This window comes from Puniceibacterium confluentis (assembly GCF_007923445.1).
Taxonomy (GTDB): domain Bacteria; phylum Pseudomonadota; class Alphaproteobacteria; order Rhodobacterales; family Rhodobacteraceae; genus Puniceibacterium; species Puniceibacterium confluentis.
In genome coordinates, this window is record NZ_VOJI01000016.1 from 45,542 (window position 1) to 68,545 (window position 23,004).

17 protein-coding genes are annotated in these 23,004 nt (G+C 66.4%); 12 read left to right on the top strand and 5 right to left on the bottom strand.

Annotation, left to right across the window (positions count from 1 at the left end; translation table 11 throughout):
* The first annotated feature begins 126 nt into the window (after window positions 1–126).
* Genes tssH through FOY53_RS16815 form a run of 5 tightly spaced genes read left to right on the top strand, consistent with a single transcriptional unit; the run spans window position 127 to window position 7,302 of the window.
* Window positions 127–2,865: a type VI secretion system ATPase TssH gene (gene tssH / locus FOY53_RS16795; RefSeq protein ID WP_146591002.1), complete on the top strand. Its 2,739-nt coding sequence runs from the start codon at window positions 127–129 to the stop codon at window positions 2,863–2,865.
* A 6-nt stretch (window positions 2,866–2,871) separates the two neighbouring features.
* Window positions 2,872–3,978 (top strand): DUF2169 family type VI secretion system accessory protein, encoded by a 1,107-nt coding sequence (locus FOY53_RS16800; RefSeq protein WP_146591004.1) that lies wholly within the window; start codon window positions 2,872–2,874, stop codon window positions 3,976–3,978.
* Window positions 3,975–5,018: a 3-oxoacyl-ACP synthase gene (locus FOY53_RS16805; RefSeq protein ID WP_146591006.1), complete on the top strand. Its 1,044-nt coding sequence runs from the start codon at window positions 3,975–3,977 to the stop codon at window positions 5,016–5,018. Before FOY53_RS16800 ends, FOY53_RS16805 begins: the two co-directional genes overlap by 4 nt.
* Window positions 5,015–6,382, top strand: coding sequence for a PAAR-like domain-containing protein (locus FOY53_RS23175; RefSeq protein ID WP_186766645.1), 1,368 nt, complete (start codon window positions 5,015–5,017; stop codon window positions 6,380–6,382). Before FOY53_RS16805 ends, FOY53_RS23175 begins: the two co-directional genes overlap by 4 nt.
* Window positions 6,383–6,408: 26 nt before the next feature.
* A complete protein-coding gene (locus FOY53_RS16815) occupies window positions 6,409–7,302 on the top strand; it encodes a beta propeller repeat protein (protein ID WP_146591008.1) in 894 nt (297 codons plus the stop codon).
* 129 nt (window positions 7,303–7,431) lie between these two features.
* Here FOY53_RS16815 and FOY53_RS16820 read toward each other — a convergent pair whose 3' ends face one another.
* Window positions 7,432–8,448 (bottom strand): ABC transporter substrate-binding protein, encoded by a 1,017-nt coding sequence (locus FOY53_RS16820; RefSeq protein WP_146591011.1) that lies wholly within the window; start codon window positions 8,446–8,448, stop codon window positions 7,432–7,434.
* Between the two features lie 378 nt (window positions 8,449–8,826).
* Here FOY53_RS16820 and FOY53_RS16825 point away from each other — a divergent pair, with 378 nt between their 5' ends.
* The 3 genes from FOY53_RS16825 to FOY53_RS16835 all read left to right on the top strand — a co-directional run bounded on the left by FOY53_RS16825 (window position 8,827) and on the right by FOY53_RS16835 (window position 12,955).
* Complete coding sequence (locus tag FOY53_RS16825) at window positions 8,827–9,864, top strand: Bug family tripartite tricarboxylate transporter substrate binding protein (protein ID WP_146591013.1); 1,038 nt, start codon at window positions 8,827–8,829, stop codon at window positions 9,862–9,864.
* 98 nt (window positions 9,865–9,962) lie between these two features.
* Window positions 9,963–10,817 carry an amidohydrolase family protein gene (locus FOY53_RS16830; protein WP_146591015.1) on the top strand — a complete coding sequence of 285 codons (855 nt, stop codon included), beginning with the start codon at window positions 9,963–9,965 and terminating at the stop codon, window positions 10,815–10,817.
* Between the two features lie 89 nt (window positions 10,818–10,906).
* Window positions 10,907–12,955, top strand: a complete 2,049-nt coding sequence (locus tag FOY53_RS16835) for a tripartite tricarboxylate transporter permease (protein WP_146591017.1) — start codon at window positions 10,907–10,909, stop codon at window positions 12,953–12,955.
* A 198-nt stretch (window positions 12,956–13,153) separates the two neighbouring features.
* Here the strand turns inward: FOY53_RS16835 and FOY53_RS16840 are convergent, their stop codons facing one another.
* The 4 genes from FOY53_RS16840 to FOY53_RS16855 form a co-directional block, all read right to left on the bottom strand.
* Window positions 13,154–14,005, bottom strand: a complete 852-nt coding sequence (locus FOY53_RS16840; RefSeq protein ID WP_146591019.1) for an HpcH/HpaI aldolase family protein — start codon at window positions 14,003–14,005, stop codon at window positions 13,154–13,156.
* A 20-nt stretch (window positions 14,006–14,025) separates the two neighbouring features.
* Window positions 14,026–15,000: an ABC transporter substrate-binding protein gene (locus FOY53_RS16845; RefSeq protein ID WP_146591021.1), complete on the bottom strand. Its 975-nt coding sequence runs from the start codon at window positions 14,998–15,000 to the stop codon at window positions 14,026–14,028.
* Between the two features lie 291 nt (window positions 15,001–15,291).
* Entirely contained in the window at window positions 15,292–16,161 is an 870-nt protein-coding gene (locus FOY53_RS16850) for an amidohydrolase family protein (protein WP_146591023.1), read from the bottom strand.
* A gap of 17 nt (window positions 16,162–16,178) precedes the next feature.
* On the bottom strand, window positions 16,179–17,153 hold the full coding sequence (locus FOY53_RS16855) for a PhnD/SsuA/transferrin family substrate-binding protein (RefSeq protein WP_146591025.1): 975 nt from the start codon (window positions 17,151–17,153) through the stop codon (window positions 16,179–16,181).
* 664 nt (window positions 17,154–17,817) lie between these two features.
* On the opposite strand from FOY53_RS16855, the gene FOY53_RS16860 reads away from it, so the two are divergent.
* The 4 genes from FOY53_RS16860 to FOY53_RS16875 all read left to right on the top strand — a co-directional run bounded on the left by FOY53_RS16860 (window position 17,818) and on the right by FOY53_RS16875 (window position 22,917).
* The gene (locus tag FOY53_RS16860; protein ID WP_146591027.1) at window positions 17,818–19,080 is read left to right on the top strand and encodes a LysR family transcriptional regulator; all 1,263 of its coding nucleotides are present in this window, start codon (window positions 17,818–17,820) and stop codon (window positions 19,078–19,080) included.
* Between the two features lie 134 nt (window positions 19,081–19,214).
* Window positions 19,215–20,240 carry an amidohydrolase family protein gene (locus FOY53_RS16865; RefSeq protein WP_146591029.1) on the top strand — a complete coding sequence of 342 codons (1,026 nt, stop codon included), beginning with the start codon at window positions 19,215–19,217 and terminating at the stop codon, window positions 20,238–20,240.
* A gap of 8 nt (window positions 20,241–20,248) precedes the next feature.
* Complete coding sequence (locus FOY53_RS16870) at window positions 20,249–21,922, top strand: thiamine pyrophosphate-binding protein (protein WP_146591031.1); 1,674 nt, start codon at window positions 20,249–20,251, stop codon at window positions 21,920–21,922.
* A gap of 83 nt (window positions 21,923–22,005) precedes the next feature.
* On the top strand, window positions 22,006–22,917 hold the full coding sequence (locus tag FOY53_RS16875; protein ID WP_146591033.1) for a substrate-binding domain-containing protein: 912 nt from the start codon (window positions 22,006–22,008) through the stop codon (window positions 22,915–22,917).
* Window positions 22,918–23,004 lie beyond the last annotated feature (87 nt).

Consider the following 23,004-nt stretch of genomic DNA (forward strand, 5'->3'; position numbering starts at 1 on the left):
TTCTGGCACAGGGCTGTCAAAACGGTCGATTCAAATACGAAACCGGGCTATCATGCCGGAATAATAAGATTTCGATTATTCCACCGGTGCCCGGTGACAACAACATATTTTGGAGGACGTCTGATTATGGCGGCACGTGGATCCAATGAAACCATCAAGCGCAAGGAGCTGGTTGGCAAGCTGAATCCGGTCTGCCTCAAGGCATTCTCGGGGGCGGCGCAGGCCGCCAAGCGGCGCGGCAACCCCTATGTCGAGCTGGTGCATTTCATCACCGCGCTGGCCGATACCGAGGGTTCCGACCTTGCCTTGCTGCTGGCCGCGGCGGGGGTCGACCGGCACAAGTTCGACGGCGATGTGCTGCGCGCCACCGATGCGCTGCCGCATGGGGCCGGGTCGGTCGAGGAATTTTCCGACCACATCTTTCGCGCGATCCAGGAAGGCTGGAACTTCGGGTCGTTCGATTACGGCGACGATACGGTGCGCTCGGCCTATGTGATCCTGGCGGCGCTGAAGGTGCCGGTGCTGGAGGGGCTGCTGTTCAAGATCAGCCTCGAGTTCGACAAGCTGGACCCCGATGCGATGATCGCGCAGCTTGACGAGCTGCTGGCGGCGTCGATCGAGCGCAGCGGCGATGCGGTGGCGGATGCGGCGCCCAAGGGTGCGAAAAAGGCGCCGGGCGGCAAGTCGGCGCTGTCGCAATACGCCACCAACCTGACCGCGCGGGCCCGGGACGGCAAGATGGACCCGGTGGTGGGGCGTGACCCCGAGATCCGCCAGATCGTCGACATCCTGATGCGGCGCAAGCAGAACAACCCGATCCTCACCGGCGAGGCCGGGGTGGGCAAGACGGCGGTGGTCGAAGGCTTTGCCCAGCGGCTGGCCAGGGGCGACGTGCCGCCGCAACTGCGCAACGTCGATCTGCAGATGCTGGACATCGGGCTGATGCAGGCCGGGGCCAGCGTCAAGGGCGAGTTCGAAAAGCGGCTGAAGGCGGTGATCGACGAGGTGCAGTCGTCGGACACCCCGATCATCCTGTTCATCGACGAGGCGCATACCCTGATCGGGGCAGGGGGGGCGGCAGGCACCGGCGATGCGGCGAACCTGCTGAAACCGGCGCTGGCACGCGGCGAGCTGCGTACCATCGCGGCGACCACATGGGCCGAGTACAAACAGCATATCGAGCCTGATCCGGCCCTGACGCGGCGGTTTCAGGTGGTCAAGGTCGAGGAGCCGGACGAGGCCAAGGCGATCCTGATGTGCCGCGGCGTGGCGGGTGTGCTGGAGAAACACCACCAGGTCGAACTGCTGGATGAGGCGATCGAAGCGGCGGTGAAGCTGTCGCACCGGTATATCCCGAGCCGCCAGCTGCCGGACAAGGCGATCAGCCTGCTGGACACCGCCTGCGCCCGGGTGGCGGTGTCGCAGCACGCCACCCCGGCCGAGGTCGAGGATATCCAGCGGCGGCTGGATGCGCTGGAGATCGAGCAGGGCATCATCAGCCGCGAAGAGGCCATCGGCATCGAGGTCACCGACCGCAAGGCGGCGGTCGAGGCGGGGCTGGCCGAGGCGATGGCGACGATGGACGCGGCCAAGCTGCGCTGGGAGGCGGAAAAGGCGCTGGTGGCGGGAATTCTCGACCTGCGCAGCCAGCTGCGCGGCCTGGGGGCTGCGGTGGATGAGACCGGCGAACTGGGGGATGCCGCCCCCGAGCCGGTCGCGGAACAGGCCGAGGCGGAAGGCGCGCCCGAGATCGAGGTCAGCGCGGCGCCGTTTGACCGCGAGGCCGCTCTGGTCGCGCTCAAGGCGCAGATGGCGGAGCTGGCCAGCGCGCAGGGCGAGACGCCGCTGATCCTGCCCTCGGTCGACCGGCTGGCGGTGGGGTCGGTCGTGCAGGACTGGACCGGCATTCCCATGGGCCGGATGCTGGCGAGCCAGACCGAACGCGCGCTGTCGCTGGCGCAGGTGCTGGCGGAACGGGTGGTCGGGCAGGATCACGCGATGGCGATGATCGCCAACCGGATCCAGACCGCGGCGGCGGGTCTCAAGCCGCCGGAAAAGCCGGTGGGGGTGTTCCTGCTCTGCGGCCCCTCGGGGGTGGGCAAGACCGAAACCGCGCTGGCGCTGGCCGAGATGATGTACGGCGGCGAGGACAACCTGATTTCGATCAACATGAGCGAGTTCCAGGAGGCGCATACCGTCAGCACTCTCAAGGGTGCGCCGCCGGGCTACGTCGGTTACGGCAAGGGCGGCATCCTGACCGAAGCGGTGCGGCGGCGGCCCTATTCCGTGGTGCTGCTGGACGAGGTGGAAAAGGCGCACCCGGATGTGCACGAGATCTTTTTCCAGGTCTTTGACAAGGGCATGATGGATGACAGCGAAGGGCGGCGGATCGATTTCAAGAACACCCTGATCCTGCTGACCTCGAATGTCGGGTCCGAAGAGATCATGGCGATGACCCAGGACGGCAAGGCAGAGGCCGACGCCGCCGAATTGACGGCGGCGCTGCGCAAGCCGTTGCTGGATGTGTTCCCGGCGGCGCTGCTGGGGCGGGTGGTGACGATCCCCTATTACCCGCTGTCCGACAAGATGATCGAGGCGATCGCCGGGCACAAGCTGCGCAGCCTGGCCAAACGCCTGGGCGAAGGCTACGGCGCCGAACTGGTGATCGGCACCGGCGCGATGCAGGTGATCAAGGACCGCTGCACCGAGATCGAGAGCGGCGGGCGGATGATCGACGCCATCCTCACCAATACCCTGATGCCCGAACTCAGCCGCCGCATTCTGAGCTGGCGGCTGGAAGGCAAGGAACTGGACCGGGTCACGGTGACCGGCGGGCCGGATGGCTTTGACTACGACTTTGAGTGAGGCGAGATGAAGGTCTTCAACCGCCCGGGTTTTGTGCATCAGCACACCATCGGCCTGGATGTCGCCGGGCGGGAATACTTTGCCTTTGTGATCAAGGGCACCTTTGCCTTTCCCGAGCGCAGCGGTGCGGTGGCGGCGCGGGCGCCCGAGCAGCGGCCGCTGGTGCATGCCGATGTGCTGACCGGCACGCCGGGGTATTCGGCGACGCAGTGGGAGACGGACTTTGCCTTTCGCAAGCCGCGGTGCGATATCGTGCTTCAGGGGGCAGCCTATTCGCCGGGCGGGCGGCGGGTGCCGCGCATTCAGGTGGGGCTGCGGGTCGGGCCGTGGCAAAAGGTCTTTCACGTGGTCGGGCACCGGGAATGGCGGGTGGTCGGGCCGCAGATTCTGGCCACCGAGCCCTATCCCTTTACCCGCCAGCCGTTCGGCTATGACACGGCGTTCGGCGGCATCGACCGGCTGAATCCCGAGGATCCGAAACCGCCGGCCTATCTGCCCAACCCGCATGGCCGCGGCTTTGCCTCGTTCCGCAACCAGTCCAAGCTGTCGGGCCAGCCGCTGCCCAACACCGAAGAGGTCGGCGTTCCGGTTGTCTCGCCTTACGAGGACTATGTGCCGATGGGCCTGGGCCCAGTGTGGCGCGGGCGCCCCGACCGGATCCGCCACGGCGGCACGTATGACCAGGACTGGCAGGACAACGTGTTCCCGTTTCTGCCCAGGGATTTCGACGAACGCTATTACCAGCAGGTCGGCGAGGATCAGCAGATCGACAAGCCGCGCAGATCGCTGGAAGTGGTGATCCTGAACCTCACCCCTGCGGGGCGCGAGGCGTTTCGCCTGCCGGATCCCGCCCTGCCGCTGCGGCTGTTCCGCGGTTGGGAGACGGCGTTCGACGGGGTGCTCTACCCTGACACGCTGCTGTTTGACACCGAGGCGCGCAGCTTGTCGATGGTCTGGCGGGCGCAGGTGCCGATGCGGCGGCTGATCACCGAATTCACCGAGGCCTGGATCGGGCGGCCGCGAGCGGGGCAGCTGCGCGCCAAGGCGGCCGGCAAGCCCTACCGCGATCTGGCGCCGCGCAGCGCGCCCGCAACGGCGGGAGAGCCTGCATGACCACCGGCGTCAACATCCTGTCCACGGGCATGGTCACACCGGTCGGCCTGAACGCGGCGGCAAGCTGCGCGGCGATGCGTGGATCGCTGGACGGGATCACCGAAACCCAGTTTGTGGTGCCGGGAGGGGACTGGCTGCTTGGGGCGCCGGTGCCGCTGCCGCGTGACTGGCTGGGCGAAAAACGGCTGGCGCATCTGGCGGCGGGCGCGGTGGTGGATGCGCTGAACGGGCAGACGCTGGCGCAGAGCGATTTGCAGATCGTGCTGTGTCTGGCCGAGACCAAGCGCCCCGGCCGCCCGGTGCGCAACGCCCAGCGGTTCGGTGCCCGGGTGCTGGAGTTTGCGGGACTGGCGGCGCAGACCAAGCTGCACGTGGTGACCCATGGCCGCCCGTCGGGCATCGTCGCGCTGGAGCGGGTGCGGCGGATGTTTGCGCGCGGCGAGTCGGAACATGCGCTGATCCTGGGGGTCGACAGCCTGCTGACCGGGCCGGCGGTGGCGCAGTATCTGCTGGACCAGCGGTTGCTGACCCTGGCCAACGCCAACGGCTTCATCCCCGGCGAAGCGGCGGCGGCGATCCTCTGCTCGGCCGGCCCGCCGACGCATTTTGCGCTGACCGGGATGGGGCTGGCTCGGGAAGAGGCCTATCTTTACAATCCCGAGGAAAAGCCCCTGCGCGGCGACGGCATGACGCAGGCCTATCGCGACGCTCTGGAGATGGCGGGTATCGAGGGGCGGGACGTGGAATACCGTGTCTCGGACATCTGTGGCGAGGCGTATTATTTCAAGCAGACCGCACTGGCGCAGCAGCGCACCACCCGGCTGCGCCCCGAGATCCAGGAAATCTGGAGCCCCGGCGAATCCGTCGGCAATGTCGGGGCGGCCTTTGTGCCGCTGATGGTGGGCTGGGCGCTGACCGCGTTCGAGCGCGGCTATGGTCCGGGCACGCCGGTGCTGATCGAAACCTCCGGCGATGACGGGGCCTGCGGCGCGGCGGTGTTCCGTTCGGCCCGCGAGCTGCGGGCACGGGTGGCGGCATGACCGTATTCGCCAACATGCTGGAAATATCCTGCAAGGCGCAGAGCAATCAGGTCATCGCCGCCATGCCGGATGTGTGTTTCACCCCGCCCGAGGCACCGCCGACGCCGCCGGGGGTGCCGATTCCCTATCCCAGCTTCGGTCTGGACGGCGATGACGACAAGGGCACCGGCACGGTCAAGATCGGTGGCAAGACCATCAGCCACAAGAACAAGTCCTATTTCACCAAGACCATGGGCACCGAGGCCGGGGTCGCGGCCAAGAAAGGCATCATCACCTCGAAGAACACCGGCAAGAGCTACAATCAGGCCTGGTCCGGCAACGTCAAGGCCGAGGGCCAGCCGGTCAGCCGGTTTTCCGACATCAGCACCAACAATCACGGCTCGATCCCCGGCAATACTCCGCCCTGGCCGAAGATCGCCAAACCCGGCGGTCCGGATTCGCCCGACCCCTGCGAAGGCGAAAAGGAAAAGATCAAGGAGGCCTGCGGCGACAAGACCCGCGAGGAATGCTGCGAAGAGGCGGGGCTGGACACCGGGCCGCTGACCAAGAAGTCCGGCGCGCCGTCCTCGGGCAAAAAGCAGAAGACCTCGGCCGGCTCGGACGCGGCGAGCGCCAAGGAATCCGCCGGCAGCGATGTCTGGCTCAGCTCGGATTTTGCCACGGCGGCGGTCGCGATCGGCGGCGCGTCAGGGGCACCCGCGGGCAAGTTCCGGGACAAGCAGCGTTATATCGACGAGTGGGAGGCGGCAGAGGCCAACAAGTGCCTGGCCGCCAGCCGCTGCAAGCTCGAGCCCTACAACGGCGGCAACTCCTGCTGCCCGGGCCAGACCGGGCATCATCTGGTGGATGCCGCCTGTTTCAACGAGACCGGGCGCGGCGACACCCCGGCTGCCGGTGCGGCCAAGCCGCCGCAGCTGAGCGCGATCAAGAAGGGCAAGTCCTACGACCCCGACAAGGCGCCGGTGATCTGTGCCGAGGGGCCGTCGGCCACCAAGGGATCACACGGCGCGCTGCACACCGAGATGAAGGCCAAGGTGATCGCCAAGTCCGGCCCGGTGGGCAAGGGCAAGACCACCGCCGTGGCCTTTGGCAGCCCGCCCAAGACCAAGGACGTGCGCTCCATGGGCTACGGCGAATTCCGCGACGGCGCGATTGAAGCGGTTGCGGTGGTGTTTCCGAAATCGAACTGCGATCCGGCCTGTCTCAAAGCGCAGCTGGACGGCTATCACAAGGACGAGCTTGGGGTCGAGGACGACACCCAGGTGCGCACCCATCTGACCGGCCGGGGCGAAGATCAGCTTGACCCGGCACTGGCCTACAACCGCGCCCGCGAAACGGCGGTCCGCAAATCCATGACGGGCTGAATGCAACCTATCCCCGGAGGTGAGAGATGACCCCGCTGCTGGACGAAATGTCGATCAACACCAGTGCCGTGCGCGACGCGACGCTGTCGGCGATGGTGGTGGTTGTCGATGAACTGGCGCGCAACCCCGACGCGCCGCATGCGGCGGTCTATACCCTGGAAGGCGCGACAGCGACCGAGCTGGGGTTCTTCCGCTTTGCCATCGTCGGTCTGGATTTCTGCGACCCGGGGCTGATCGCGCTGGGAGAATGGGGCGAGGTCCGGATCTTTGCCGACGGCGGCATCACCGAAGAACAGATCGACGTGGCGCGGGGGCCGCTGCGCAACCTGACCTGCATCGACGGTATGGCGGTGGCCTGCGGTGCCGACCTGCAGGTTTTCCGCCATGCCGGACCGGACAACTGGATCGCATTCGGTCCCGGCGACGCGCTGCTTGCGGAATTTCCGGCCAATCACCTCGAAGCCATCGACGGCTTTTCCCGCACCGAGATCTATGCCGCCGGGCGGGCAGGGGTGATCTGGTATTATGACGGCAGCGACTGGACGCCGGTGCAGACGCCGACCAACCTGTCGTATTACGCGGTGCACTGCGGCAAGGATGGCACGGTGTATCTGTCCGGCCAGGCCGGGGTTCTGGCCACCGGGCGCGAGGACAGTTTCGAGCTGGTGCCGGCACCGGTGCCGCTGGAGGATGTCTGGGGCATCGCGCTGTATGGCGAGATCATCCACATGGCGGGGTTCCGGACCATGGTGCTGTGCGACGGCGAGGATTTCCTGCCCGACAGCGGTGCCCAGGCCCTGGGCGGCAGCTTTTACGACCTGCATGTCACCGGCGACTACATGTTTTCCTTCGGGATGAAGGACGTGATGCGGCGCGACATGCAGCAGTGGCGGCGGCTGGACCGCTGCGTCGTCGTCTGAGCCCCGGAATGTCCGGCGGAGGGATCGCCCCGGGGCGAGGGCGGGTCCGGGCAACCGGGCCCCGGCGCCGCGAGGGAGGCGAACCCTGCGCACCGGTGTGTTTCCGTTCGCGCAGGGGGAGGGCGCCGGTCAGCCCAGCAGTCTGGCCGCCTGTCGGGCTGCGGTCATGTCGGCCACCGCGGCGGCGGGATGCCGCTGCTTCAGGCTGCCGAGCCCGACGAACATGTCCTGCAGGTAGGCGATATCGTCCTCGGCGATCGAAAGGTCCCCGGAGTAGGGCCGCTGGCTCTGGTTGAAGTCCCAGATCGCCTGCGCCGAGGGCGCGTCAAACTGTTTCTGGGCGGCCTTGCGGGCGTCGAAAAATCCATCCCGCGACTCTGGTGTCATCAGGTATTCGTAGAGGGCGCCAAAGGCCGCCATCACCGCCACCAGACCTTCGTGTTTGTCGCGGATCGCCGCGTCCGAGGCATAGGCGGTCTGGAAGGTGTAGCGCGGCAGCGCCTCCCACATGTTGCCCTGCGGCACGACCACCAGTCCGTCGCCGTCATTCAGATGCGAGACGCTGGAGCAGCAGGCGTCGGCCGCACCCTCGACCACCGCCTTGTAGCAATTGTTGTTGCTGCCCTTGTCGACGAAAGTCACCTCGGCCGGGTTGATGCCGTTCTCGGTCAGCAACTGCAACATCAGCGCGTGCAACAGGCCCAGATCGCCGCCCACGGCAACGGTCTTGCCCCTGAGGTCGGCCAGGGTCGCAATGCCGTCGGGTCTGGCGAACACGGTGAGCGCGGTCTTCTTCATGCCGGCGCCGACGATCTTGAGCCGGGCGCCCTGTTCGATGCGCGGCAGCACCCTGTTGTAGCCCGACACCATGCACACGTCCGCCGCCCCGGCGACGATGGTGTCGAACGGTCCGGTGGCCCCGGGGGCGTCGACGATCACGGTGTCGGCGCCAAAGGTTTGCAGAAACCCCTGTTGCGCCATCAGCGCGTTCAGGGTGCGGTTCTCCAGACCGGGATTGGTGGCAATGGCGATCCGGGTGGCGGCGGCCCGGGCGACATACGGCGCGGTCAGCCCGCCAATGGCGAGGCCGAGACCGCCGAGGCCGGCGCTGCGCAACAGTCGGCGTCGGGTCAAGATCTGGGGCATGGGTGTCTCCTTCTTGCAGACATGAACGCCATGCCCGGACCTCGTGCCGGACAACGGCGCGCTCAGGATCGGCGCGGGCGAAGCGGCGCGCCAATTCGAAAGCCTGCACGCGGTATCGGATGGTTTACCGGGGCGCAGGGTCGCGGAGGGTGCGACCGTTCCGGGTGTATTGCGAAACTCTCCGAGGTCATTGGAAATCAACCCCCGCCTATTCTCAGACCCGGGGCCGGTGGCTAACCTTTGCCAGATCGGCGCATGGCTTTCAGGTCTGGACGGGATGGAGGAGATCGCGTTTCAGGCGCACCGGCCGCCGGGCGGCGCGAGACACGACGGGGCACCGACAGGCCGTCCCGAAGAAACCCAGGAGGAGGACGAAACATGGCACTGACACGCAGAAAAACGTTATGTGGACTGGCGCTTGCGGCGGCAACCGCATTTGCCGGTCCGGGCTTTGGCCAGACAGTCGAGGAGTTCTACAGCGACAAGGATGTGACGATGATGGTCAGTGCCCCGGCGGGCACGCTGACGGATACCATCGTGCGCCAGTTCGCGCAGCACTACGTCAAGCACATTCCGGGGCAGCCCGATGCCATCGTGCTGAACGTCGCCGGGGCTGGCGGGATGGTGGCCGCCGCGTCGCTGCAATCCAAGCAGGACAACGACGGGTCGGTCATCGGCTTCCTGCAGCGCAACAATCTGTATGTGCCGCTGCTGGATCCCGGCCAGAGCGCCTTTGATCCGCGCGAGGTCACCTGGCTTGGCAGTCTCGACAAGGTCTATTACGCCCTGGTCGGCATGACCCGGTCCGGGGTGACCACCGCCGAGGACCTGTTCGAAACGCCGCTGGTCATCGGCGCCACCGGGTTTGCCAACGAGAACCGGACGATGCCCGCGCTGGTCAACGACTACCTTGGCACCAGGATGAAGATCATCCCCGGGTATTCCGGGCGCGGCGAAGTCTATCTGGCGATGGAGCGGGGCGAGGTCGACGGCTGGGCCTCGACTGTGGACGGGCTGTTTCAGGGCGAGCCGGTGAACATGCTGGCGGATGGCTCGATGAACGTGCTGCTGCATCTGGGCTGGACCAGCCACCCGGCCTTTCCGGATGTGCCGAACCTGACACCCTATGTCACCGATCCCGAGGTCCGGGCATTGCTGGATTTCTTCCTGCTGCCGTTGCAGGCGGGCCGTCCGTTCGCCGTACCGGCCGGCGTGCCGCAGGACCGGGTCGATGCCCTGCGCGCGGCGTTTGACGCGACGATGGCCGATCCGGATTTCCTGGCCGCGATGAAGGCGCAGAACTACGGTGTCGACCCGATCAGCGGCGGCGAGGTCGAACAGATCATCGAAACGCTCTGGGCCACACCCGCAGCGCAGCTGGATACCGTGCGTCAGGTCGTGACCCCCCAGGGCTGATCGCCACGACTGCTAGACCCCCTGGCGCAATCCTGCGGCAGGGGGCACCGCCGCCAACCCGGCGCACAGGCGTTCATCCGCAAGAGGTCCCGTTCCGCATGACACCCCGGATCATCGACATCCACCCGCACATCATTTCCGCCGACACCGGGCGCTATCCTATCGCGCCGCAGGCCGGTCAGCGGTCGAACTGGTCGCAGAAGCGGCCTTCGAGCTTTGAGGAACTGATCGCCGGGATGGACGAGGCGGGGATCGCCAGGGCGGCCATCGTGCATTCCTCGACCACCTACGGACACAACAACGACTATGTGCTCGACAGTGTGGCGACGCAGCCGGACCGGTTCACCGCCGTCTGCTCCTTTGATCTTCTGGCGCCGGAGGCGGTGCAGGTGTTCGACCGGCTGCTGGCCCGGGGCATGGGTGGTGTGCGCCTGTTCACCGGCGGCGCCACGGCGCAGACCGACGGCCGCTGGCTGGTCAACCCGGCGACCTTTCCGGTCTGGGAACGCTGTGCCGATCTGGGCATGGCGATGGTGATCCAGACGACGCCCGCCGGGCTGCCGATGGTGGCCGAACTGGCCGAACGGTTCCCGAAGGTGAGGATCGCGCTGGATCATTGCGGGCGTCCGGTGCTGGAGGAGGGGCCACCCTATCCCGCCTGCGCCGGCCTGTTCGGTCTGGCGCGGTACGACAACGTCTATCTCAAGATCACCCCCAAGACCTTTGACCTGGCGCAGGCGGCGCCGGGCGGAGCGGAGGCGTTCTTTGCGCATCTGGTGCAGCGGTTCGGCGCGGATCACCTGGCTTTCGGATCGAACCATCCCGCCTCTGCCGGATCGATGAAAGCGCTGATCACGCAGGGGCAGGACTGTCTGCGGGCGCTGTCCGACGACGACCGGGCCTGGATCTGGGGCCGGACGGCGCAGCGACTGTATCCGATGCTCGCAGATTAGGGGTGGGCATCGACCCGACACCCCGCCTTGACGACCGGCGGCCCGGTTCCGCGGGCAGGCGCGATCGTCCGCACAAGAGGTAGTACCACGTGGAATTCCTGAGCGACTCCGTCATGCTGTCCGCCGCCGGTGAGGCGCTTGGCATCATCCTGCAGCCCGAACGGCTGATGTTCCTGTGGCTGGGCGTGCTGGTCGGGCTGGCGCTGGGGCTGATGCCCGGTATCGGCGGGCTGACCGGGTTCGCGCTGCTGGTGCCCTTCACCTACACGATGGACCCCTATGCGGCCTTTGCGATGCTGCTGGGCATGCATGCGGTCACCACCACCTCCGACACCATCCCGGCGGTGCTGTTCGGCGTGCCGGGGTCGGCCGCCAGTCAGGCAACGGTGCTGGACGGGTTGCCGATGACTAAACGCGGCGAGGCCGGGCGGGCGCTGAGTGCCAGTTACATGGCCTCGCTTCTGGGCGGGCTGATCGGGGCGCTGCTGCTGGCGCTGGCGCTGCCGGTGGTGCGGCCGCTGGTGCTGTCCATCGCCACGCCGGAACTGCTGGGGCTGACGATATTCGGCATCGCCATGGTGTCCACGCTGTCGGGCAATGCGCCGATGCGGGGCATGGTCGCCGCCTGTCTGGGCATCCTGATCGGCATGATCGGCACCAACGTGCAGACCGGGCAGATGCGCTGGACCGGCGGGTTGCTGTACCTGCAGGACGGGCTGCCGCTGTTGCCGGTGTTGCTGGGCATGTTCGCGCTGCCCGAGCTGTGCGATCTGGCCATCGGGCGCAAGGCGGTGGCGCAAAGCGTCAGGTTCAACGCCCGCGACGGCATGCGGCAGGGCGTCAGCGATGTGTTGCGCAACTGGTTTCTGGTGCTGCGGTGCAGTGGCATCGGCGCGGTCATCGGCGCGATCCCCGGCATCACCGGCTCGGTGGTGGACTGGATCGCCTACGGTCATGCGCTGCAATCGGAAAAGGGCGCCAAGGAGAGTTTTACCAAGGGGGACGTGCGCGGTGTGATCGCGCCGGAATCCGCCAACAACGCGCTGAACGGCGGCGCGCTGGTGCCGCTGCTGGCCTTTGGCGTGCCCGGAGGCGCAGCCACGGCGATCCTGTTGGGCGCGATGATGGTGCACGGCTTCATTCCCGGTCCGGACATGCTGACCAAGGATCTGAACGTCACCTATTCGATGATCTGGTCGATTGCGCTGGCCAACGTCTTTGGCGCCGGGTTGTGCTTCTTGCTGTCGGGACAGTTCGCCAGGATTTCCACCCTGCGCTACACCCTGATCCTGCCGGTGATCATGGCCATCGTCTATATCGGCGCGTTTCAGGGCTCGCGCAGCTGGGGCGATCTGTATGCGCTGCTGCTGTTCGGCGCGCTTGGCTGGGCGATGAAACGGCTGCGCTGGCCGCGCCCGCCGCTGATCCTGGGCCTGGTGCTGGGTGTGCTGATCGAACGCTATATGTCGATTTCGTTCCTGCGCTATGACATGGACTGGTTGCTGCGCCCCGGCGTGGTGGTGTTTCTGGCGCTCTCGGCGCTGGTGCTGCTGGGTCCGCTGGTCAGCATGTTGCGCCGGGGCGGGCTGGCGCGGCTGAAACCCACCGGCAGGCTCGACCTGGGACCGGCGGACCTGATGTACGTGCTGTTCATCGGCACCGGGCTGTACATGCTGATCACCGCACAGGCGTGGTTCTTCAACGCCAGGATCGGGCCGACGGTGATTTCGGCCACGCTGGTCATCGCCGGGACCATCAGCCTGGCCTACAAGGTGTGCGTCAACCGGCCTGCGGTCCCGGTGGCCGAGGGTGGCGCGATCCACATGGATCTGGAGAACGACGGCGACGAGACCCTGCCGGTCAGGGTCGTGCTGGCGCGTGCGGCACAGTTCTTTGGCTGGTTTGTCGCCTTTCTGGCCGGTGTCGCGGTGATCGGCATGATCCCTTCGGTCCCGCTGCTGATCATCGCGTACATGCGGGTCGAGGGGCGCGAGCCCTGGCGCCTGTGCCTGATCCTCGCCGCCGGCGTGACGCTCGTGATCTATGCGGTGTTCGACCGGATCATCCACATCCCCTGGCCCGACAGCCTGATGGGCGAGGCGTTCCCGGCGCTGGCGCACTACATCCCCTCGATGTGAGCCGGTCGCCGGGGAGCGGGGGCGGGCGGGACACAGGTTCAGAAGGACCACACCATGACAAACGCCCGGATCGCTGCGGTCGATCCGGACTCCGCCAGCCCGGAAAAGCGCGTGCCCCCGCCCGGCCTGGCGCCGGGCGGGGGCACGCACCGCATCGGGCCGGGCCAGAGGTCGGCCCCGGCCCGGCGGCGGCATCGCTCACATCAGGGATCTGGCCTTTTCCAGCGTCGCATAGCTGCGCGACGGGCTGGTGAACAGGATGTCATAACCCTCGGCGATGACCTCGGCGACATTGGCGCCGGTCACATGCGGATGCGCGATGCGCACCCCGGCCCGTTTCGCCGCGGCGAGGATCTTGCGCTTGGCCTCGGCCACCACCGGGTGTTCGTACTGGCGCGGAAAGCCCAGTTGCTGGCTCAGGTCGCCCTCGCCGGTCATGATCGCGCCGACCCCGGGCACGGCGAGGATCTCTTCGAGATTTGCCATCGCCTCGACGCTTTCGATCATCAGGACAACCATGATCTCGCCCTGAGGGGCCAGCGGCCAGACATCGGCGCGGGCGTAGTATTCCGGCACCGTCAGACCCCAGTAGCGGGCGGCGGTGTTGGGCGCGTCGCCACGCAGGCCCTTGGGGTGGTACTGCGGCGCATCCTCGGGGCGGGCATAGCGGCAGGCGGCCACCGCGTTGCGGGCCTGATCGGCGGTCGCGATATGCGGAAACACCACGCCGTAGACCCCCTGATCCAGAACCTGCTTGGCCATCCAGGTGTTCATTTCGGCGCCGTTCGCCGGAATCCGCACAAAGGGCGTCACCTGTGGTTGCAGCTGGCAGCCCTCGACGATGCGGCGGCGGTTGAGCAGGAATTGCAGCGCGTCGCGCAGTTCCGAGGCGGAATAGGGTGTGTGCTCCATCTCGAAGAGCACGCCGTCCAGCGGCGAGGTCCCGAACTGGATCGCCTCTTCGCGTTCGGCGCGGCCAAAGGCCATGGTCGGTTTGCCGCCCGCTTCGAGCGTGGCGATGATGCCGTTCAGTCGTCCGATCTTTTCCATCTGTCTTTCCTTTGCTGCGTTCAGAACGGCAGGAACATGTCCTCGGCCCGGACCGGTTCGGGGATGAGCCCCTGCTGGTGGCCATAGCGGATCAGGGCCTCGATCGAGGCGCGGTTGGCCTCCAGCCCGTAGGGGATCGGATCATCGCCGACGATCCCGATGTGTCTGAGATCCTTGTCGACGGTCTTGCCGGTCGCGGTGCCGGCATGCAGGGCGTCAAGATAGGGTTGCTTGGCCGCGACCAAGGCGTCGTAGAGCGCGCGGGCCAGGCCGGGGTGTTGTTTCAGGACATCCTCTCTGATTGCGAGGCAGCCGTGGATCGGAAAGACGCCGTTCCTGGCGTAGACCGCCCGGTCACGGCCTGCGGTATCGTCGAACAGCGGACGCAGATTGTCGGGCAGCGCCGGTGCGGCCGCGTTCCAGCCTGCGCCCGGTTTGCCCGCGCGTCCGACCCCGGCGTCGCCGGTGACGGCCGCGTCGAGGTCACCCGCCGCCAGCATCGCCACCAGCGACGAACCTTCGGTGACATGTCTGACGTTGGCGGGCAGTTTCAGCGCCGCGACATGTTCCTCGTCATCGACAAACCAGGTGACCTTGTCGATGTCGACGCCGTATTCGTTCTGCAGCAATCCGCGCTTCCAGACACCGGTGGTCACCGAATAGGCGCGCACGCCGAACGACTTGCCCTCGAGATCCTGTGGCGTTTCGATCCCCGAGCCGGGCCGCACCACGAACCCGGCATGGTGGAACCGGCGCACGAAAAACACCGGCAGCGCGATGATCGGCACCCCATGGGCCCGGGCGATCAGGTAGGTGGTCGGTGCGATCTCGCAGACGTCATAGGCCAGGTCCCGCACCATCGCGCGGAAGGCGGCGATATGCGGTGTGACCTCGACAAAGTCGAGCTTGGCCCCGGGAACCGTGACCGCGCCGGATTTCAGCGCCTCGGTGTAGGGGTAGGTGCGCATGGCCACCTTCAGTCTCGGTGCGGGCATCGCGGGCTCCTGCATGGGAAGGGAAAACATCGGCGGCCCCGCGCTGCGCCGGGCCGGTTTCTTCTACCCGCAACCCGCGGGTGAGGATAAATAGAAGTTCGCCCCGACCTCATAGGTTTGCGTCCGTTCTGTCCGGGGTCCGGGTCACGTCGACAGGGCCGGTACGGCGATGTGCCCCGCGCCCGGTGCGACGGCGTCAACCGGATCTGACCCGGCGCCGCCGGGTTCCGGTCATGTCCCCATGCACCAGCCCCTGGAGGGCCGCCCCGTCAGCCAGCTGGCAGCCCAGTCTCATCCCGACGCCACCCCGGCATCGGCGAGGCAGGGGTACAGCTTTTGCGCGGTGCCGGCAAAGATCTGGCGCTGCACCGCCTCGGGGAGAAAGCCCAGCTGCCGCCGCGCCACATCCAGGTTGTCCTGCAGTTCGCCATCCGACGACGGATAGTTCGACCCCCAGGCCAGACGGTCGGCGCCGAAGGTGCCCACCAGCTTGGTGAACAGCGATGTCGGGTCGGCATTGCCCTTGACCGCCAGATCGGTGGTGCGCGGGGTGATCTTCATGTGGATGTTGTCGAACGCCGACATCGCCCACAGCGACACAGCGCTGTTGTAGGGCGGGCCGTCGTCGACCACGGGACGCGACAGGTGGTCGAGAATGATGTTCACCTTCGGGAACCGCCTGGCCAGCCCGGCGATCTGCGCCAGCCCGACGGGGCCGGTCTGGATGCAGATCGACAGCCCCTCCTGCCCGGCGAGATCCCAGGCGGGAAAGCTTGCCGGATCGTCAAGGCCGCTGGTGTCGAACGCCTTGGTGGAGCCGCCGGTGAAAAGCCGCAGCCCGGTCAGCCCGCGTTTCATCCAGGCCCTGATCTGCTGCGTTGCATCCGCCGCCCCGAGATCGACCGATCCCACGGCGGTCAGCCGGTCGGGGTGCTGCAGGACCGAATCGCAGACGTATGAATTGTCGTATCCGTAGCAGGTCGAACTGTGCACGACCGCCGCCTTGCCGATCCCGGCCGCGTCCATCGCCGCCAGCAGGCCCTGCACTTCGAGCGGGCGCTCTTTGGACCAGTCCGACTGTTTGCCGAACAACGGCGATGGCGGATATGTTTCCAGATCGCCCGAGATGATGTGCGGGTGAATGTCTATGTAGTGCGTCACCATATCAGCGACCCCCTCTATTGCAGTTTGTCCGGATCGACGAAGATTTCGTCGAGTTCCATCAGGCGCGGCGTCAGGCCCTGTTTGTGGGCCGCCGTCCTGAGCGCGTTGATTGTCGGCAGATTGGGTTGCAGGCCATAGGGCAGCGGATCGCCGACGATCCCGGCAAGCCGGCGGTATTTCGCGTCATCCTTGCTGTCGCCGATGCCCTGTTCCCACCCGGCCATCCAGTCGTCCCGGGCCCTTTGAAACGCGTCACGGATCGACCTGGCGACCCAGGGATGTTCCGCCAGCACCGCGTCCTTGACGACGATGGTGCCGTGCATCGGGTAGACGCCGGTGGCGGCATAGGCCGCCCTTTCCCGCTCGGCGGCATCGGGGATCAGTTTCGGCCAGTCGGTCCTGACCGTCTGCCAGCCGCCGGTGGGAGATCCGGTGCGCCCGACGCCGGAGTTGCCCGAGGACCCGGCCACGATCTCGCCGTTGCGCATCATGTCGTACAGCGACCGCCCCTCGGGCGCGCGAACGACGTTGGGTGGCAGTTTCAGGGCGGTCACATGTTCCTCGTCATCCACCACCCAGGTGATTTTCGAGGTGTCGACGCCGAATTCCTCTTCGAGGATCTGCCGGTTCCAGACGCAGGTGGTCACCGAATAGGCGCGGATGCCGACCTTTTTGCCTTCGAGGTCCCTGGGTCCGGCGATGCCGGCATCGGGCAGCTTGACCATGGTGCCGTGATGAAAGCTGCGCATCACGAAGATCGGCAGCGCGATGAAGGGTGCGCCGTGGGCGCGGGCGATGATGTAGGTGGTGGGGGCCAGTTCGCAGACATCGAATTCGACATCCCGCACCATGCGGCGGAAGGCGCCGATCTGCGGGACGACCCTGATGAAATTCGCCTCGACGCCCTCTATCCCTATCTCGCCGCTGATCAGCTTGGCTGTGTGCGGATACTCCGCGATGGCTATGTCGAGCCTGACTTTTTCGGGCATGACGCCTCTCCTGTGTCTCGCCGTACCGGGATACGGGATCATTTCCTGCGTGAACCTTGGCGGAAACCGCGCCGGTTCCTCCAATCAGAAATCCGACGACGGGCATCGGGTTGTTGCCCTGCCCTTCGCGCGGCGGTGACGGCACGGTCCGCCGGACGCGGCTGGAACACGCTGCTGCGTCGGAACGCAGGCCGCCTGCCAATCGGAAGCGGGCTCAGCGCGATAGGTTCGTTGGGTTGTGCGGGGGGGCCGGGCATAAGTTTGGTGATCCGCCAGCCAGGGCCCGCGCCGCGCAGGAGCTGCCGGGCCACCGCCGCGAGATGGCGGCTGCCGGTCATGGCCCGGTCCGAAAATCAATGTCTTTTCCGGCTGGCGGAAGGTGACTGCCGGGCGCTGCGATGACCTGAAAAAAGGCCAATTCCCGTGTGTTGTCCGGACGGCCCCGGCCCGAGCGCCCATGTCGGCGCCGTCCCGGCGCAGGGCGGTCTGCGCAAAACTTATGACATCGGGAAGGATCTAATTTGCCCGAATCGCCCATTGGGTCGAGGTTCCTGATCAGCGGAGAAGGAGCTTCGCCAGAATTTTTAGGAACCGGAACCGGCGCTCGGAGGAGGCGGCTTGCAGGAGCTGTCGGGCGGCCGGACTCCGACTGGGAGGACACCGAATGACACTTTGCCCCGACATACCCAATATCCGCCATCTGCGGATGACACAGATGATCGGACGTCTGGGCGGGCTCAGCTGTGCCGCGCGCTATCTGAACACGTCACAACCCGCTGTGACCCAGGCCGTTGCCAACCTGGAACTGCTGATCGGCACGCCGATCTTCCACCGCTGCACCACCGGCACCTTTGCCACCGAGGCCGGCGAAATCTTCCTGCGGCGGGTCGACCGGTTCTTTGAAATCATGGAAACCGGCATCCACGATGCGATCGGTGGCGCCGAAGCCCAGAAGGGGCGGCCGCTGCCGCAGATCGAACGCATCGTGACCGGAACCCAGTTGCGGTCGCTGCTGGTCACCTCCGATCCCGCGACGGTTGCCGCGGCGGCGGTGCAGATGGATGTCTCGCCTGCCTCGCTGTACCGGTCGGCCCGCACCCTGGAGCGATCGCTCGGGGTGTCCCTGTTCGACCGTTCGGCCAGCGGCCCGGCGTTCAACGCGCAGGGGGTGTCGCTGGCCCGGCAGGTGCGTCGCGCGGTGCGCGAGATCGAATTCGGCATGGCGGAGGTCACCATTGCCCTGGGCCGGTCCGATGTCGAGATCGTCGTCGGCGCGCTGCCGATGTCCGGCGCCTACGAACTGGCCAGCGCCGTTACCGCCTTCAACAAGGTGCACCCGTCCATCCGCATCAAGATCCTGACCGGCAGCTATCACGCGATGCTGGACGATCTGCTGAACTGCCGGATCGACATGATCTTTGGCCTGCTGCAAAAACCCGCCTGGGTGGACGAGATCGACGAAGAGCCGCTGTTCAACGATTCCTACTGCATCGTCACCCGCCCCGGTCATCCCCTGGGCCGCCTGCACACGATCACTCCGACGGCGCTGCTGGAGTACGACTGGATCGTGCCGGCCGCAGGGACACCGCGGCGCGGCCACATCGACGGCCTGTTCCGCGGGCTGGACGCAGAGCCCAAGCGCAACATCGAATCGAACTCGCTGACCTATGCCCGCGCCCTGCTGCTGGGCAGCGACATGATCACGCTGATGTCGCGCAGCGAAGTGCAGCTGGATGCCAGCCTCGGGGCGGTGCAATGCCTGCCCTGCCCGAATCTCGACGCGATCACGCGCAAGGGTCTGACCACCCGCAGCGACTGGTTGCCGACCGAGGTTCACGGCCAGTTCGTGGACTGTCTGCGCGCCACCACCGCCAGGGCCGACTTTTACGGCTCGGAGCGGCCCAGGGTGGTGGCTCTGGCGTCCTGACACATCGCCCGGGTCAGGCTGCGGCAAATCTATGACCTCTGGCAGCTATCTGATTTTCCCGCCACGCATGGCGTCCCTAGGCTGGAGGCCAACGGCCCCCCGGCCACGCATACGCCAGACAAGGAAACGCCCGGATGATCATCGACTGCCACGGCCATTTTACCACTGCCCCCAAAGAGTTGCGCAAGTACCGCGACGCTCAGGTTGCAGCCTACGCGGCAGGCCAAAGGGATGGTTTTGCCGACCTGCGCGCGTTTTCCGACGAGGAGCTGTTCAGGGATCTTCAGGGTGAACAGATGAAACTTCAGGCGCAGCGCGGCATCGACATGGCGCTGTTTTCGCCGATTGCCGGTCTGATGGGCCACCACCTGGGCAACGAGGCGATGAGCCGCCACTGGAGCGCGACCTGCAACAACCTGATCGACCGTGTCGCCCGGGCGTTCCCGAAGAACTTTGCGCCGGTGTGCCAGTTGCCGCAATCGCCCGGCGTGCGCCCCGACAACTGCATCGAAGAGCTGGAGCGCTGTGTGCTCGAGCTGGGGTTTGTCGGCTGCAACCTGAACCCCGATCCGGCGGGGGGCTACTGGACCGATCCGCCGCTGACCGACGAATGGTGGTATCCGTTGTACGAGAGGATCGAGGCACTGGATGTCCCGGCGATGATCCATGTGTCGGGATCCTGTAACCCGAATTTCCACCACACCGGCGCACATTACATCAACGGCGATACCACCGCCTTCATGCAGCTCTTGCAGTCGGACCTGTTCGCGACCTTCCCCAACCTGCGGTTCATCATCCCGCATGGCGGCGGGGCGGTGCCCTATCACTGGGGCCGGTATCGCGGGCTGGCGCAGGACATGGGCCGCCCGCCGCTGTCCGAACTGTTGCTCAGGAACGTGTATTTCGACACCTGCGTCTATCACCAGCCCGGCGTGAACCTGCTGTCCGAGGTCATTCCGGTCGACAACATCCTGTTCGGGTCGGAAATGGTGGGCGCGGTGCGCGGCATTGATCCCGAGACGGGGCATTATTTTGATGATACCAAGCGCTACGTGGACGGGCTGGGCCTGAGCGCGGAAGATCGGCTGAAGGTGTTCGAAGGCAATGCCCGGCGGGTTTTTCCGCGTCTGGACGCGCGTCTCAAGGCAATGACAAACTGAGAGAACCGATGATCAAGCGCACAGCCGCCCGTATTCTAGTCGACCAACTTGTGATTCAGGGGGTCGACACGATCTTCTGCGTCCCCGGAGAAAGCTTTCTTGCCGTGCTCGATGCTCTGGTCGACGTGCCGCAGATCCGGCTGGTGACCTGCCGCCACGAGGGCGCCGCCTCGATGATGGCCGAGGCGCATGGCAAGCTGACCGGACGACCGGGCGTGGTCTTTGCCTCGCGCGGGCCGGGAACCACCAATGCCAGTTCCGGCCTGCACGTCGCGATCCAGGATTCGACACCCTATATCCTGTTCATCGGCCAGAACCCCCGCGACGTGATGGAACGCGAGGCGTTCCAGGAAGTCGATTACCGGCGGATGCTGGCCACCCAGGCCAAACTGGTGCTTCAGGTCGAAGACGCGGCGCGGATGAGCGAATTTGTCACCCGCGCGTTTCAGGTCGCCATTTCCGGGCGTCCCGGCCCGGTTGTGGTCGCCCTGCCCGAAGACATGCTGACCGACGAAGCCATGGCCATCGACGGCGTGCGGTGCGAAGTGCCCGAAGGCGACCCGGCCCCAGCGACGCTGGACAAGATCCGCGCCGCGCTCGAGGCCGCCGAGCGTCCGCTGCTGATGGTCGGTGGCGGCGACTGGTCCGATGCCGAGGCCGACGCGCTGCGCCGCTTTGTCGAGGACAGCGGCTTGCCCTGCTGCGCCACCTTCCGGCGGCAGGACAAGCTGAGCAACGATCACCGCAATTACATTGGCGAGATCGGCCTCGGGGCCAATCCGAAGCTGCTGGCGCGGATCGCGGACGCCGATCTTCTGGTCGTGCTCGGGGCCCGTCTTGGCGACATCGGCACCAACGGCTATGACATCATGACCGTGCCGCGACCGGCGCAGAAGCTGGTGCATATCTATCCGGCGGCCGACGAATTCGCCCATGTCTACCAGCCCGATCTGGCGGTGGTGGCCCGTCCGGGCCGCTGTGCGCAGGCTCTGGCGGATCATGTCAGGGTGGACGGATCCCGCTGGGCCGGTTGGACCGGCACGGCCCGCGCCGAGTTCGAGGCCTGGACGGCCCCGCGCAAGACGGTGGGCGCATTGCAGATGTGCGAGATCGTGACCTGGCTCGACGCGCACCAGCCCGACGACACGATCTACACCAACGGGGCCGGCAACTTTTCGGTCTGGCTGCACCGCTTTCACCGCTATCGCAAGCTGGGCACCCAGGTGGCGCCGGTCTGCGGCTCGATGGGATATGGCTTTCCTGCGGCCATCGCCGCCAAGCTGCACAGGCCCGAGGCCCGCGTGATCTGTTTTGCCGGTGACGGTGATTTCCAGATGGTGCTGCCGGAACTGGCCACGGCGATGGAAAACGATGCTGCGGTGATCGTGCTGATCCTGAACAACGGCATTCTCGGCACCATCCGGATGCATCAGGAACGGTCCTATCCCGGGCGGGTCAGCGGCACCACCCTGAAGAACGGCAACCCGGACTTTGTCAAACTGGCGCAGGCTTATGGCGCCTTTGGCGAACGGGTCGAAACTGCCGACGCCTTTCCGGACGCCTTTGACCGTGCCGTGGCCGCGGGGGTTCCGGCGGTGCTGGAGCTTATGATCGACCCTGAAACCATCACGCCCGCCGCCTCGCTGACCGAGCTTCGGGAGCAGGCGCTGGCGTCTCGCTGATCCCGGCCGCTCTCCCTGGGCCGGGACAGATCCTCGGGGGGCCGCGCGCCCCCCTTTTTTTCAGCCGCAAAGAGCGACCCGCAATGACCAGGACCTATCCCGCGACCGGCCCGCTGAGACTGAGTGCCAATATCGCCAGTTACCCGACAACCCAGGCGCTGCTGGCAGGCGAGATCACGTCTGGCCTGGTGACACTGGAAAACGCCGGGCTGAAACAGGCGCATGCGGGATTCAAGGCGATGCTGCGCGAGCAGAAGTTCGACGTCAGCGAAATGGCGGTGGCCACCTACCTGCAGGCCCGCGAATTCAACAAGGGATTTTCACTGCTGCCGGTGGTGGTGCTGGGCCGGTTTCAGCATCACTGCATCGGCTACAACGCCGATTTCGGAACACTGACACCGCAGGACCTGCCCGGTAAACGCGTGGCCGTGCGCAGCTACACCCAGACCACCGGGCTGTGGGTGCGCGGCATCCTGCAAAACCAGTATGGGGTCGATCCCGACAGTGTCACCTGGGTCTGCTTTGATCAGCCGCACCTGACCGAATACACCGACCCGCCCAGCGTCGAATGGGCCCCCGCAGGCAGCGATCCGGTCGAGATGCTGATGCAGGGGCAGGTGGACGCGGGCATTCTGGGCATGAACATGCCCGAGGATCCCCGCATCCGCCCGCTGATCGCCGACCCGCACAAGGCGGCACTGGCCTGGCATGCACAGGCGGGGCTGGTACCGCCCAATCATTTCATCATCGTGCCGGATGCCCTGTGCGAACAGCGCCCCGATGTGGTGCGCGCCGTGTTCGACATGCTGGTCGCCAGCCGCAATGCCGATCCGGCCGTGCGGGACGCGCTACCGGATGCGGTGCCGGTCGGGGTCGAGGCGAACCGCAAGGCGCTGGAATGCGCCATCCGCTTTGCGCATCAGCAGCACATCATCTCAAAGCCCGTCGCGGTGGATGACCTGTTCAATGACCTTACCCGGACGCTCGGGGCCTGAGGCTTTCCGCGCGCGGGGTCTGTAGCCGGACCTTGGACCCCGCCCGGCGCTGTGCCCGGGAACCGGCGCTTGCGATCCGGCAGTCCG

Excerpts from the sequence above, each read along its gene's own strand:
- FOY53_RS16860 (WP_146591027.1), top strand. The coding sequence starts at position 17,818 with ATGACACTTTGCCCCGACATACCCAATATCCGCCATCTGCGGATGACA.
- FOY53_RS16855 (WP_146591025.1), bottom strand. The coding sequence starts at position 17,153 with ATGCCCGAAAAAGTCAGGCTCGACATAGCCATCGCGGAGTATCCGCAC.
- FOY53_RS16865 (WP_146591029.1), top strand. The coding sequence starts at position 19,215 with ATGATCATCGACTGCCACGGCCATTTTACCACTGCCCCCAAAGAGTTG.
- FOY53_RS16875 (WP_146591033.1), top strand. The coding sequence starts at position 22,006 with ATGACCAGGACCTATCCCGCGACCGGCCCGCTGAGACTGAGTGCCAAT.
- FOY53_RS16815 (WP_146591008.1), top strand. The coding sequence starts at position 6,409 with ATGACCCCGCTGCTGGACGAAATGTCGATCAACACCAGTGCCGTGCGC.
- FOY53_RS16840 (WP_146591019.1), bottom strand. The coding sequence starts at position 14,005 with ATGGAAAAGATCGGACGACTGAACGGCATCATCGCCACGCTCGAAGCG.
- FOY53_RS16870 (WP_146591031.1), top strand. The coding sequence starts at position 20,249 with ATGATCAAGCGCACAGCCGCCCGTATTCTAGTCGACCAACTTGTGATT.
- FOY53_RS16800 (WP_146591004.1), top strand. The coding sequence starts at position 2,872 with ATGAAGGTCTTCAACCGCCCGGGTTTTGTGCATCAGCACACCATCGGC.
- FOY53_RS16820 (WP_146591011.1), bottom strand. The coding sequence starts at position 8,448 with ATGCCCCAGATCTTGACCCGACGCCGACTGTTGCGCAGCGCCGGCCTC.
- FOY53_RS16830 (WP_146591015.1), top strand. The coding sequence starts at position 9,963 with ATGACACCCCGGATCATCGACATCCACCCGCACATCATTTCCGCCGAC.
- FOY53_RS16825 (WP_146591013.1), top strand. The coding sequence starts at position 8,827 with ATGGCACTGACACGCAGAAAAACGTTATGTGGACTGGCGCTTGCGGCG.
- FOY53_RS23175 (WP_186766645.1), top strand. The coding sequence starts at position 5,015 with ATGACCGTATTCGCCAACATGCTGGAAATATCCTGCAAGGCGCAGAGC.
- FOY53_RS16805 (WP_146591006.1), top strand. The coding sequence starts at position 3,975 with ATGACCACCGGCGTCAACATCCTGTCCACGGGCATGGTCACACCGGTC.
- tssH (WP_146591002.1), top strand. The coding sequence starts at position 127 with ATGGCGGCACGTGGATCCAATGAAACCATCAAGCGCAAGGAGCTGGTT.
- FOY53_RS16845 (WP_146591021.1), bottom strand. The coding sequence starts at position 15,000 with ATGCCCGCACCGAGACTGAAGGTGGCCATGCGCACCTACCCCTACACC.